This is a genomic window from Sinorhizobium kostiense (genome assembly GCF_017874595.1).
In the GTDB taxonomy this organism is placed as follows: Bacteria; Pseudomonadota; Alphaproteobacteria; order Rhizobiales; family Rhizobiaceae; genus Sinorhizobium; species Sinorhizobium kostiense.
Window position 1 is genome coordinate 34773 of sequence record NZ_JAGILA010000011.1, and the last position, 12080, is coordinate 46852.

12 protein-coding genes are annotated in these 12080 nt (G+C 62.8%); 1 reads left to right on the forward strand and 11 read right to left on the reverse strand.

The features are described from left to right. Positions 1–163: 163 nt before the first annotated feature. The 8 genes from atzF to J2Z31_RS27410 are packed head-to-tail and all read right to left on the reverse strand — an operon-like array spanning position 164 to position 8463. Positions 164–1969: an allophanate hydrolase gene (gene atzF / locus J2Z31_RS27375; protein ID WP_209606625.1), complete on the reverse strand. Its 1806-nt coding sequence runs from the start codon at positions 1967–1969 to the stop codon at positions 164–166. Between the two features lie 4 nt (positions 1970–1973). Then, the gene (locus J2Z31_RS27380) at positions 1974–2321 is read right to left on the reverse strand and encodes a cupin domain-containing protein (RefSeq protein WP_209606627.1); all 348 of its coding nucleotides are present in this window, start codon (positions 2319–2321) and stop codon (positions 1974–1976) included. After that, complete coding sequence (locus tag J2Z31_RS27385) at positions 2314–2982, reverse strand: cysteine hydrolase family protein (RefSeq protein ID WP_209606630.1); 669 nt, start codon at positions 2980–2982, stop codon at positions 2314–2316. The genes J2Z31_RS27380 and J2Z31_RS27385 overlap by 8 nt, the downstream gene beginning before the upstream one ends. Continuing rightward, positions 2982–4526, reverse strand: coding sequence for an ABC transporter ATP-binding protein (locus tag J2Z31_RS27390; protein WP_209606632.1), 1545 nt, complete (start codon positions 4524–4526; stop codon positions 2982–2984). Before J2Z31_RS27390 ends, J2Z31_RS27385 begins: the two co-directional genes overlap by 1 nt. Further along, positions 4523–5239, reverse strand: a complete 717-nt coding sequence (biuH, locus tag J2Z31_RS27395) for a biuret amidohydrolase (protein WP_209606634.1) — start codon at positions 5237–5239, stop codon at positions 4523–4525. The genes J2Z31_RS27390 and biuH overlap by 4 nt, the downstream gene beginning before the upstream one ends. Positions 5240–5251: 12 nt before the next feature. Then, entirely contained in the window at positions 5252–6178 is a 927-nt protein-coding gene (locus J2Z31_RS27400; protein WP_209606904.1) for an ABC transporter permease, read from the reverse strand. Then, complete coding sequence (locus J2Z31_RS27405; RefSeq protein WP_209606636.1) at positions 6178–7308, reverse strand: ABC transporter permease; 1131 nt, start codon at positions 7306–7308, stop codon at positions 6178–6180. The genes J2Z31_RS27400 and J2Z31_RS27405 overlap by 1 nt, the downstream gene beginning before the upstream one ends. A 12-nt stretch (positions 7309–7320) precedes the next feature. Continuing rightward, positions 7321–8463 (reverse strand): BMP family ABC transporter substrate-binding protein, encoded by a 1143-nt coding sequence (locus J2Z31_RS27410; RefSeq protein ID WP_209606639.1) that lies wholly within the window; start codon positions 8461–8463, stop codon positions 7321–7323. 338 nt (positions 8464–8801) lie between these two features. Here J2Z31_RS27410 and J2Z31_RS27415 point away from each other — a divergent pair, with 338 nt between their 5' ends. Continuing rightward, positions 8802–9479, forward strand: a complete 678-nt coding sequence (locus J2Z31_RS27415) for a GntR family transcriptional regulator (RefSeq protein ID WP_209606640.1) — start codon at positions 8802–8804, stop codon at positions 9477–9479. 48 nt (positions 9480–9527) lie between these two features. Here J2Z31_RS27415 and phnE read toward each other — a convergent pair whose 3' ends face one another. From phnE to J2Z31_RS27430, 3 genes are all read right to left on the reverse strand, one after another. Beyond that, entirely contained in the window at positions 9528–10322 is a 795-nt protein-coding gene (phnE, locus tag J2Z31_RS27420) for a phosphonate ABC transporter, permease protein PhnE (RefSeq protein WP_234939720.1), read from the reverse strand. Beyond that, entirely contained in the window at positions 10315–11064 is a 750-nt protein-coding gene (locus tag J2Z31_RS27425) for a phosphonate ABC transporter ATP-binding protein (protein ID WP_209606644.1), read from the reverse strand. The genes phnE and J2Z31_RS27425 overlap by 8 nt, the downstream gene beginning before the upstream one ends. Positions 11065–11135: 71 nt before the next feature. Beyond that, positions 11136–11993, reverse strand: a complete 858-nt coding sequence (locus J2Z31_RS27430; RefSeq protein ID WP_209606645.1) for a PhnD/SsuA/transferrin family substrate-binding protein — start codon at positions 11991–11993, stop codon at positions 11136–11138. Positions 11994–12080: the final 87 nt, after the last annotated feature.

The window sequence follows — 12080 nt, forward strand, 5'->3', positions numbered from 1 at the left end:
TATTGCAGCAACATCTGATCGGCGTTGTCGCCTCTTCTTCCGTGCGCTGAGACCTGATTGGCGATCGGCTTGGCGGACCGGCCGAGAGTTGTCTTGAGCAGAAGCGACGTTTCAAGACCGCTTTCCCTCACCGCTCGGCTTCCCTATCACACGCGGAGCCCTCTCAGGCGGCCAAGCTGGCGATATAGGCACGCCACCCGCCATAGCGGCTGATGTCTGCGGCTCCGGCGAGCCCGGCCGGTTCGACTAAAAAGCCCTTGCAGGCCGTTCCGTCGGCAAGCTGGACGGTACCGATCGCCAGTGGTGATGGAACGGCTGCGACGAAGTGACCGAATGCCTCTGCCGCCAACTTCCAGACCTCAACCTCAATCGACGCACCTTCACTCTCCTGACAACGCACGAGGCCGGGCTTCGCGGGCTCGGTGCCCGAAAGTGCATAAAGCCTGTAGCATTCGGCCGTCAGCGCCCGCCGGGAAAATCTGGCGCCCAGGTCTCGCAACTGACCGTTCAAGGGCATGCCGGAAAGATGCGCGCCCACGACAACGAGTTCCATCAGCTGGTCCTCGTCGGTTTCGGCTTGGAGACATTTCGCCGGCTGCGGCCATCCCGTGGCGCCGAGTGGCAGGGCGCTTAGCCGATGCAGTTCGGCAGCGAGCAGCGCAGTCAGGTGGTCCTTGCCGGCGGGCGCGAGCAAGGTGACGCTCGCAGGTCGACCGTCGGATCTGAGACCGCTTGGCACTGCCATGCCGCACATGTCCAGGAGGTTGACGAAATTGGTGTAGGTGCCGAGCCGCGCGTTTTCGCGGATCGGTTCCGCTTCGACTTCCGCACGGGTGAAATGCGTCGGCGCGGTCGGAACGCAAATCATGTCGACGGAGGCGATGAGCGGAGCGACCTTTTGTTTCAGCGCCTGCAATGCATAGAGACCCTCGAAGGCATCCGCCGCCGATAGTGCCTTGGCACCGCCGTAGATCTTTCGCGTCACAGGGTGGAAGCTCCGCTCGTTCGCATCGAAGAAGTCCTTGACCGCAGCATAGCGTTCGGCGACCCAGGCGCCCTCGTAGAGAAGCTCGGCCGTGGCATAGAAATCGGCAAACGGCAGCTCGACGATCTGATGCCCGAGTGAGCGCAGCATCTGAAGCGCATCATCGTAGGCGCTCTCCATGAGTAAGTCGCCGAAGAAGCGCCGATCCGCTGTTGCCGGAACGCCGACTTTGAGGACCGGTGGCAAGGAGAGACCGACCCCCGGCGCAAAGTGCCGGGAATAGGGATCGGTCGCATCGGGGCGGGCGGCGATTTCGAAGACCCGACAGGCGTCGGCGACGGCCACGGCGAAGATCGAGACACAGTCGAGCGTGCGGCAGGCCGGCACCACGCCCGTGGTCGACAGGGCCCCGATACTCGGCTTGAGGCCGACGATATTGTTGAGCCCGGCCGGTATGCGGCCGGATCCCGCAGTGTCGGTGCCGAGCGCGAAGCTGACGATACCGCGGGCCGTTGCGACCGCCGATCCGGAGCTCGATCCGCCAGGCACAAGCCTTGGATCGATCGCATTGCGCGGCACCGGATAGGGCGTGCGCACCCCAACGAGACCGGTTGCGAACTGATCGAGATTGGTCTTGCCTACAACAAGGGCGCCGGCCTCCTTCAGGAGCTTCACGACAGTGGCGTCCTTCTCCGGAAGATAGGCATAGTCCGGGCAGGCGGCCGTCGTCGGCATGCCGGCGACATCGATATTGTCCTTGACGGCGAAGGGAATGCCCCACAACGGCTTGGCGACAGGATCGAAGGCGCCAAGTGCGGCGGCCTCACCGAGGAGTTCGCTGCGATCGGCGAGATTGATAAAGATGCCGGGATCGTCCGCGGCCGCGATGCGCGCGAAAACCGTCTCGATCGTCTCAGCCACGCTCCAACCCGCTCGATAGGCGGCATGAAGAGACGCAATGTCGAAGGCCTGTCCGTCTGTCATCGTTTCACCTTCCTTGAAGTATCGTCACGGGCCGATCCCACTGGATCAGAACGACACAGCCGGTATCGCTCCAGACGGAATGTTCCGTGCCCGCGGCATTGACGATGTAGGTGCCGGCCCCATAGTCACCGCTTTCATCGGACTGCGTGCCGGTGAGCACGAGGATCGTCTCCAGGCCCTCATGGCGGTGGCGTGGCACGGAAGCGCCGGCCTCGTAGCGGAGCAGGGCCACTCCCGGCTGGTCGCTTTCGAAGCGCTTGATCCAATGGATCATCACGCGGTCGCGGAACGGCTCGAAATCGAGCTCGCGCCAGCTTCCCTGGGTCAGGCTCTCGCGGGTCGCTTCAGGCATGGGCAATCCCCCTCAGCACGTCGGCGAGATGCGCTGTCCATCCGACGATTGCGCCCTGCGCACGGACCATCGCCAGGGTTGCGGCCTTGAACTCGGGGAAATAGCTTGCCGTCGCCTCCTCGACGAGCAGGCACTCGTAGCCGCGGTCGTTTGCCTCGCGCATGGTCGTCTGCACGCAGACCTCCGTCGTGACGCCGGCGAAGACGAGCTGGGCGATACGCCGCTCCTTGAGGATGTCGTCGAGCGGTGTCGCATGGAACGCGCCCTTGCCAGGCTTTTCGATGACCGTCTCGCCATCGACCGGCGCGAGTTCCGGCAGAATCGCGGTGCCCGCTTCGCCCGCAATCAGGATGCGCCCCATGGGACCCTCGTCGCCGATCCTCAGGCGAGGATTGCCGCGTTCGCGCTTGGCGCGCGGCAGATCGGAAAGGTCTGGACGGTGACATTCCATGGTATGGATCACGGGCAGGCCGGCGGCGCGAAAGCCCTCGATCAGCCGCCTGACGTCGGGCACGATCTTCGCCACGCAGGTCACGTCATTGCCGAGGCTGGCGCCGAAGCCGCCTTCCTCCGTGAAGTCACGCTGCATGTCGATGACGATGAGGGCGACGGCGCCGCGGTCGAGCCGGAACGGGAAAGGGTCTGCCTTGATCTCCGCCATCAGTGGTGCCCCGCCATATGCGCGCCGATGACGGCAACGTCCGCCTCGCGGATTGGCGTCTCGTAGACGAGCTTGCCGTCCGACATGACGAGGATCCGGTCCGACATTTCCATCAGCTCGTCGAGATCCTCCGACATCAGGAGCACGGCCGCGCCGGCATTGCGTACCTTCATGATCCGGGCGCGGATTTCCGCGACCGCTGAAAAGTCCAGACCGAAACAGGGATTCGACACGATCAGGAGGTCGACCTCGCCCGACAGTTCGCGCGCCAGCACGGCGCGTTGCACGTTTCCGCCCGAAAGGGCTGCAATCGGCGAGGCGGTCGAGGCGGTCTTCACCTTGAATTCGGAAATCAGCGCCATCGCCCGCTTCTTCATACCGCGCGCGTCGAGCCAAATCGCGTCGCTGCCATTCTTTGCAAGGTCGAACGTGCGGAAGGCGAGGTTCTCCGTCACCGTCATGTTCTGGGCGCAGGCATTGTTGAGCGGCTCTTCCGGGATGAAGCGAACGTTGTTTGCCCTCGTCTCGAGCCGCGTTGCGCCGTAGGGCCTCCCCTTGACGATGACCGCCCCCTCGGCCCCGCGCTGGCCGGCGAGAACCTCGGAAAGCTCCTTCTGCCCATTGCCGGAAATGCCCGCGATGCCGACGATCTCCCCGGAGCGAACGACCAGATCATCGATCTCGATCGGCTTCAGGCCGGTCCGGTCCGGTGCCTTGACCTTCTTGACCGCGAGCACCGGAGCGGCGTGCGGGGAAACGGGCAGGCGCGTGTCCAGTTCGGCAAGCTTGACGTCACCGATCATCATTCCCGCCATATCGGCGGTGGAGAGCTCGGATACCCTGCCGGCGCCTGAAAGTCTTCCGCGTCGGAGCACGGAGACCGCGTCGGCGAACCTCGTCACCTCGTGGAACTTGTGGGAAATCATCAGGACCGTCAGCTCGCCGCGCTCGGTCATGCCGCGCACCAGGCCGAGCATGTCGTCGGCCTCCGCCGGTGTGAGCACGGAGGTCGGCTCATCGAGCACCAGGAACCGGCGCCCGAGATAGAGCTGCTTGATGATCTCGAGCTTCTGCTTCTCGCCGGCGGCGAGTGCGCTCACCGGCCGATCAAGCGGTATGGCGAAGGGCATCGTCTCCATGAAGGCGGAAAGGCGCTTCTTCTCCTTCGGCCAATTGATGATCGTGGGTACGCGCGCGCGGCTGATGACCAGGTTTTCGGCGCCGGTCAGCGACGGGACCAGCGTAAAATGCTGGTAGACCATCCCGAGGCCGTGAGTGGCCGCATCGCGTGGCGAAGCGATCGCCACTTCGCGGCCGTCGACCTGCAATTGCCCGGAAGTCGGGTGGTAGAAGCCCATGATGCATTTCACGAGCGTCGACTTGCCAGCGCCGTTTTCGCCGAGAAGCGCATGGAAGGTGCCAGCCGGCACCTTGATCGAAACGTGGTCGAGCGCGGTGAAGGAGCCGAAACGCATCGTCATCTCGACGGTCTCGATGCCGACGGCGGGAATGCTCTTTGGAGCACGGATTTCGCCGATAATCATGGCAACTGACCCACGAGCGTCGCAGAATTGGAGACGGAGCCGAAGACGCCGCCCTGCATCTTCACCATCTTGATTGCGGCAAGATGGTTGCCGTAGTCGGTCGCGCCGCAGCAATCCTCGAGCAGCAGGCATTCGAAGCCGCGGTCATTGGCCTCTCTCATGGTCGTGTGCACGCAGACATCGGTGGTAATGCCGGTCAGGACGATGTTGTCGATGCGCTTCTGGGTCAGGATCAGTTCGAGATCCGTGGCGCAGAAGGAGCCCTTGCCCGGCTTGTCGATGATTGTTTCCCCTTGGATCGGCTTCAACTCGTCGATGATTTCCCAGCCGGGCTCGCCGCGCACCAGGATCCGCCCGCAAGGACCGGCATCGCCGATCCCTGCCTTGATCCGCTGCGAGCGCCAGCGCTTGTTTGCGGGAAGGTCTGCCAGATCCGGCCGGTGGCCCTCGCGCGTGTGCATGATGTGGTAACCCTTGGCGCGCATTGCCGAGAGCACCTTCTTGATCGGTTCGATCGGTGCGCGAACCAGCGAGAGATCATAGCCCATGTGGTCGACGTATCCGCCGGGACCGCAGAAATCTGTTTGCATGTCGATGATGATCAGCGCCGTGTTCTCGGGTCTGAGATCGCCGTTATAGGGCCATGGATAGGGATCGGCATCGATATGGCTGCGCTTATGGCTCGTGATCGACAGGGAGCCGAGGCTGGTCATGACGGATCGCTCCTATTTGGTGATCGACAAGGCGCCGGGGGCGCCGGCGAGCGAGCGGGTGGGAGAGGATGTGGCGATCATGATGACGAGGGTCAGCACGTAGGGGGCGGCATAGAATAGGTAGTAGCCCTTCGTGACGCCGACTGACTGCAGGGCCGGCCCAAGCGCGCCAGCGCCGCCAAAGAGAAGCGCGGCTAGGGAGCAGCCGATCGGGTTCCATCGGGCGAAAATGACGAGCGCAACGGCCATGAGGCCCTGGCCTGACGAGATGCCCTCGTTCCAGGAGCCCGGATAGTAGAGCGAGAGATAGGCGCCGCCGATCGCTGCCAGCGCTCCGCCGGCGGCTGTTGCAAAGAGCCGCACCGTATCGGGGTTCAAGCCCATCGCCCGGGCGGCGTCCGAACTGTCGCCGACAACGCGCAGGATGAGGCCGACGCGGGTATTGCGGGAGGCCCACCAGAAAACGAGGGCGAGGGCTGCGCCGACGAGGAAGAGAACGTTGATGTTGAGCGCGGCTTGGATCTGCGGCAGATCCGACCAGGCGCCGAAGGCGATGGCTGGCAGCCTCGGGGCGGCGGGCTGAATGAAGGGCTTGCCGAGAAAGAAGGCGAGGCCGAGGCCGAACTGCATCATTGCAATGCCGATTGCGATGTCGTTCACCTTCGGGAACTTGCAGATGAAACCGTGGATGATGCCGAAGCAGGCGCCGACTGCCATTGCCGCCAGAACGCCGAGCCATGGCGAGAGCGTCACGACCGCGACCGCATAGGCCGTCATTGCGCCGAAGACGAGCGTGCCTTCGAGGCCCAGGTTGATACGGCCGGAGCGCTCGGTGATCGCTTCGCCGAGGCTGACGAAGATGAAGGGCGTGGAGACGCGGATCGCGCCTGCGAAGACCGCCAGCGGAACGCCCCAGACGCCGATGCCGATGGCTTCCATCATGCGCTCCTTTTCCAGAGGTCCGGATTGAAGATCTTGCAGCGGCCGTAGAAGGTCTCGCAAAACAGGATGACGACGAAAAGCGTACCCTGAAGTACCAGCATGGTTGCATCCGGAAGGCCCATGCGGCGTTGGATCAGGCCGCCGGAGGCATCGAGCCCGCCAAGCAGCACGGCGACCGGAATGATCGCCAGCGGGTTGTGGCGTGCAAGGAAGGCGACGAGAATGCCGGTGTAGCCGTAACCTGCGGCAAGCGATGCATTGGCGCTGCCCTGCACCGCAGCGACTTCGATCATGCCGGCAAGACCACCGAAGGCGCCGGCGAGCGCGGTGAAACCAACGATAAGCCTGCCCACCGGCAGCCCCTGGATCTGCGCGGCACGGACGTTGCCGCCGGCAATGCGCGCGGCGAAACCGAAGCTCGTCGCCTCGATCAGCACCCAGGAGAGAGTGCAGGCGATGACGCCAATGACGAGACCCCAATGGACATCCATTCCGGGGATGCTGCCGAGCATGTAGTCCGGTGGCAACGGCGCGGTGGAGGGTTTGTTGAGGCTTGCCGGGTCGCGCAGGGGTCCCTCGATCAGATGGTTCAACAAGGCAATTGCGATATAGGCGAGCAGAAGCGAGGCGATTGTCTCGTTGACGCCGCGATAGTGCCGGAGAAAGCCCGAGAGCCCGATCCAGACGGCTCCAACGAGCATGGCGGCAAGCGCCATGATGAGCCAGACGAGAAGGGGGGGCGCGCTGCCGACGAGGGGCAGGGCGATCGCGGCTGCGGCAAGGCCGCCGAGCACAACCGCGCCTTCGGCGCCGATCACGACGAGGCCGAGCCTGGCGGGAAGGGCGACGCAGAGCGCGGTCAGCAGCAGCGGCGCGGCACGGCTTAGCGAATTCTGGACCGAGAACCAGGTGCCGAAGCCGCCGGCATAGATAAGCTCGAAAAGCTGGATCGGCGACTTACCGATCAGCGCGATGAAGATCGAGAACAGCGCCAGTCCGATGAGGATGGCAAAGAGCGTAATTGCCAGCGGTTCAGCGCGCCGGGCCAGCCATTCGAGGGAGGGACGGAGACTGCCGACCCGCCCGTCGAGCCTAGGCAAAGTGTGGGAGTTGGCTTCCACGGTCATGATGCAATGCCCTCAAGCGGTTGAGCCGACGACGCCCTCAACCAGATAGGCCATGCTCTCGAGCTCGATCGCGTCCTCTGGAAAGGATTGCCCCTCGGACACGACGATATTGCCCTTGTTGTCCTTGATGGGCCCCTTGAAGACCGAGAAACCGCCGCCCATCATTTCCGCAAGGGTTGCCTCGAACTTTCTGCGGGCCTCCTCCGAAACCGCCGGGCCGAGCGGGCTCATCTTGACGAAGCCCTCCTTCAGTCCGCCGCGCACGAAGTTTCCGAGCTTTTCTCCCGCCCGGGCCTTCTTCACGAAGTCCGTGTAGACATTGCCCCATGCCCATTCCGCGCCGGTGAGGTACTTCTCGGGAGCGAGCGGACTCTGATTGGCGTGATAGCCGCAGATGAATGTGCCGCGGCCGGCGGCCGTCTCGACGACGACTTTTGGGCTATCCACATGGCAGGTCACGACGTCAGCTCCCTGGTCGATGAGCGCGTTGGTGGCCTCCGCCTCTTTGACTGCGAGCGACCATTCTCCGGTGAAGATCACCTGGCAGGTGATCGTCGGGTCGACCGAGCGGGCGCCGAGCAGGAAGGAATTGATGTTCTGCAGCACCTGCGGAATGGGCTTGGCGGCGACGAAGCCGATCTTCTTGCCCTTGGTCGCATAGCCGGCGGCGATGCCGTTGAGATATTGTCCCTGGCCGATATAGCCGAAATAGGAACCGGTGTTACCCGGATGCTTGCCCTCCTGCCAAAGGCCGCCGCAGTGGCGGAACTCAAGGTCGGGATATTTCTTCGCCATCTCCAACATGTGGGGATCGAAATAACCGAAGGAGGTGGGGAAGAGCAGCGCCGCCGCATCGAGGTTGATCATCGATTCCATTGTCTTCTGTACGTCGACGGTCTCGGGGACGTTCTCCTCCTCGACGACGGTGACGCCCGGCAGAGCCTTGATCGCCGCCGCTCCCTCAGCATGCGCCTGGTTGTAGCCGTAATCGTCCTTTGGGCCGACATAGATGAAGCCGACGGTCAGTGCGCTCTGCGCGGCGGCAGGCGAAAGGAGGAGACCCGGCGCGAGGCTCGCCACGGCGGCACCCGCGGCAGATGATTGCAGAAATACGCGGCGGGATATTGCGGGGGAGGCATGAAGGAGTTTGGTCATTGGAATGCTCCTTGCGAGTGGCGATGGCCGGTTCGAAATCGATGCAAGGAAAGTGCATGCAATGTGCGTGCCAAGGCGCAACTATTTGATATTGCTGAGTGGGCCTATGAGAGCCGGTTGCTTCTTGAGCAAACTGTATGCAGTTTTTTAAGAGAATGCCATTTTTCTATGCGATGCTAATGTAATGGGCGGTAGTGTCTTGCGGGGGCGCCGATCCGCACGGGATCTAAGTCAGGCAATCCGGAAAAGAGGTTGCACTTCAGAGAATTAAAGCTTCCAGTTTGACTTGCGGACCACGTGCGTGCATCTGTATGCAAATTCCAATGGCGAATCCGTGCGTGAAACAGCCAAGAAGAAGAGAGATCATCCGGGCAGGTACGACCGTCGATGAGATGGTGCGGGCGGTCGCCGACATGATCGTCACTGGCGAGATGCGGCCGGGCGAAAAACTTGACGAATTCTCGCTCGCCGGACGCTTCGACGTCTCGCGGACCCCGGTGCGTGAAGCGCTGCGGCAGCTCTGCGCCATGGGCCTCGTGGACCGGCAACCAAATCGCAGCGCAGTGGTCATGAACGTGACCGGTGAATACCTCGCCTCGATGTTCGAGGCCATGGCCGAACTTGAGAGGATCTGCGCTCGGCTTTCCGCCGAGCGTATGACCGTCGACGAGCGCCGCGCGCTGGAGAAGATGCACGGAGACTCCATCCGCCTTGTCCATGCGGGCGCCGACGAGGACTATGCCGCGCATAATCTAGAATTCCACACAATGCTTTATCGCGGCGCGCACAATGACCACATCTTCGAAATGGTGACTCAGACCCGGGCTCGACTTGCGCCCTTCCGCCGCGCCCAATTCCGGCTGCCGGGGCGGCTCGCGAAGTCCTATCAGGAACATCAGAGCATCGTTACAGCGATTCTTCGTGCCGATGCCGAAGAGGCCGCCAAGGCGGCATACTGGCACGTATCGAACGTCAGCGACGCAAGCACGGTCTTCGTGAGCCGCAACAAAGGCTGATCGGGAGCGTTGGCACGCTCTGCCTCCTGGCCATGGACTTCATGCTCGCTATTGCGCCTTGGCCCGCAGCCGGTCGGTCGCGAATTCCATCATCAGGACCAGCACGAAGATGACGAGGATGATGGTCGAGGCGTTCTTGTATTGAAAGAGGTCGAAGGCCACTTTCAGTTCCTGTCCGATGCCGCCGGCACCGACGAGCCCGAGCACCACGGAAGACCGCAACGCCTTTTCCAACGCGAATTGCGACGTGTTGATCATCGATGGCATGATGTCGGGGATGACGGCGCCAGTCAGTACTGAAAAGCGGCTCGCGCCGGATGTGAATAGCGCCTCCTGCGGCTGCTTGTCGGCATCCTCGATCGCCTCGGCGAAGAATCGACCGCAGAAACCGATCGTGTCAATGATGATGGTCATGGTGCCGGCCACGGGACCAAGCCCGATAGAGGCGACGAAGAGCAGCGCCCAAACCATGTCCGGCACTGTCCGGAAGAGCGAGATCAACGTCTTGAAGACATGCCGCAACGGGCCGAGGGGCGTGAGCGTGCGCGATGCGAACCAGGCGAGCGGCAGGCTGAGCAGTACCCCGAACACCGTGCCGACGAAGGCGATCTGCAGCGTCTCGACGGTCCGCCACATCACCCTTGTCAGGAAACCCGGCTCGATGCTCGGCGGCATCATCCGCTCCAGAAGCCCGTACATGCGCGGTAAGCCGGCGACCAGTTGCGACGGAGAGGGGGAGACCTGACCGATCGAGACGATGAAGAGCGCTGCAACCGCCACCAGGACAGCGAAAGTCGCCGGCGAGACGCTATGCACTCTGCCGGGTAGCAATCGATCATGCATGAAAGACACCATCAACCTCGCTGCGGCGGACCTCGCTTGCCGGCAGGTCGAAACAGACTCGGCCGCCCTTGAGCGCGATGACACGATCGGCAAAACTGACAGCGTGGTCCATGTCGTGCGTGGTAAAGACCAAGGTGATGCCCTTCCTACGGACGAGGTCGCTGAAGACCTCCATGACGTCACGTCCGGCGGTCGGATCGAGGCTGGCCGCCGGCTCATCGGCAATCATCAGGGCGGGCTGGCGGATGAGCGCGCGGGCGATCGCGACACGCTGCGCCTGCCCGCCGGAGAGTTCGTCCGCCCGCGATCTGGCCTTGGCCGTCAGCTTGACCTGGGCCAGGGCCTCCATGGCCTGCTCTCGAATTTCCTGCCGGGCGATTGCCTGATGCCAGGCCCGCCATCCGCCTACCAAGCCGAGCTTGCCGTGCACGACATTGGTCAGCACCGACTGGCGCCGCACCAGCCCGTGATTCTGGAAAACGAAGCCGACGCGCTGGCGGATACGATGCAACTGGGTCTTGCTTGGAGACGCACGGAAGGTCTCGCCGAGCGTGGCGACTTCGCCACTGCAGAAGGGCGTGTGGCCGATTAGACATTTCAGCAATGTCGACTTGCCGGCGCCGTTCGAACCGATCAGCGCGATCCGCTCGCCGGACCCGACCCGTATGTCAACGCCATCGAGCACGGGCTTGCCGTTCTCGTAGCTCTTCTTCAACGCCTCGGTTCGGATGATTTCGGACATCGACGGCTCCTGGCTGCGACCGAAGGCCGGCGACGAGGCGCCGGCCGCCGATCTGATAACTGGCAACGAGATTAGTTGACGAAGTCCTTGAAGGTATCGACGCCGATCGTGCGGTACATCGAACGGACATAGTCATAGTCGCTGTCCTTGACGTCGGTCAGGAAGAAGCCGCCTTTGAACTTTTGATTATCGTCGCCCTTCAGAACGCCTTCCATCAGTTCCTTGCCATGCTCGACGAATGCGACCCGCACCTTTTGGAGCACGTCATCGGCAATGTCCTTGCGGGCGACGAGAATATCGTTCGGCAGGTCGCGACCGCGAGCCAGCACGGTAAAGGCTGTGTCGGGGAAGGCTTTGCGCACAGAGGCAAGATGGCCAAAGTTGAGGCCGATGGCGGCGATGTCGCCGCGGATCAGCGCTTCCGCCGCGACATTGCGCGACAAGATGACGGCTTCATAATCGACATTGTAATTGAGACCGGCATCGGTAAGTGCCTGGGCCGGGCCAAGGTGCTGCGAAGTCGAGCCGACCGAGCCGAATGAAACCTTCTTGCCCTTGAGGTCCTCCAGCGAGCGGATGGAGCCGTCGGACAACACCGCTATCTGGGCGAAATAGTCCGGCCGCTGCCAGGCAACGACGATCTTCGGCTCGGCCAGTTCCTTCATTACGACGTATTCGGCCGGTCCGGTGAGAACGAGATCGATCTGTCCCGAATTCATCGCTTCGACGGCCGCCGCCCGCGAGCTGACCGGGAAGAGCTCGATGTCGAGGCCGGTGACCTTTTCGAGCGCTTCTTCGAAGCCACCGAATTCCTGCTGCAGGGCTTCGAGGCCTTCGATGTCGGTAACGGCGAACTTGACCGTCTCGGCCAAGGCCGGAACGATCGAAGCAACGGTGAGGGCAAGCGCTGCGATGACTGTGCGGATCATGTTTCGTCCCCTTGCTGTATAGACAGGAAGTATTTCTGCGATTATCCCTAGCGGCGTCACGTGACGAGCTAGTGACAGTTTTCCGCG

Bases quoted from the DNA above. Each gene is read 5' to 3' on its own strand.
- phnE (WP_234939720.1), bottom strand. From the start codon at position 10,322: ATGCATGATCGATTGCTACCCGGCAGAGTGCATAGCGTCTCGCCGGCG.
- J2Z31_RS27385 (WP_209606630.1), bottom strand. From the start codon at position 2,982: ATGGCGGAGATCAAGGCAGACCCTTTCCCGTTCCGGCTCGACCGCGGC.
- biuH (WP_209606634.1), bottom strand. From the start codon at position 5,239: ATGACCAGCCTCGGCTCCCTGTCGATCACGAGCCATAAGCGCAGCCAT.
- J2Z31_RS27425 (WP_209606644.1), bottom strand. From the start codon at position 11,064: ATGTCCGAAATCATCCGAACCGAGGCGTTGAAGAAGAGCTACGAGAAC.
- J2Z31_RS27400 (WP_209606904.1), bottom strand. From the start codon at position 6,178: ATGGAAGCCATCGGCATCGGCGTCTGGGGCGTTCCGCTGGCGGTCTTC.
- J2Z31_RS27410 (WP_209606639.1), bottom strand. From the start codon at position 8,463: ATGACCAAACTCCTTCATGCCTCCCCCGCAATATCCCGCCGCGTATTT.
- atzF (WP_209606625.1), bottom strand. From the start codon at position 1,969: ATGACAGACGGACAGGCCTTCGACATTGCGTCTCTTCATGCCGCCTAT.
- J2Z31_RS27405 (WP_209606636.1), bottom strand. From the start codon at position 7,308: ATGACCGTGGAAGCCAACTCCCACACTTTGCCTAGGCTCGACGGGCGG.
- J2Z31_RS27430 (WP_209606645.1), bottom strand. From the start codon at position 11,993: ATGATCCGCACAGTCATCGCAGCGCTTGCCCTCACCGTTGCTTCGATC.
- J2Z31_RS27390 (WP_209606632.1), bottom strand. From the start codon at position 4,526: ATGATTATCGGCGAAATCCGTGCTCCAAAGAGCATTCCCGCCGTCGGC.
- J2Z31_RS27380 (WP_209606627.1), bottom strand. From the start codon at position 2,321: ATGCCTGAAGCGACCCGCGAGAGCCTGACCCAGGGAAGCTGGCGCGAG.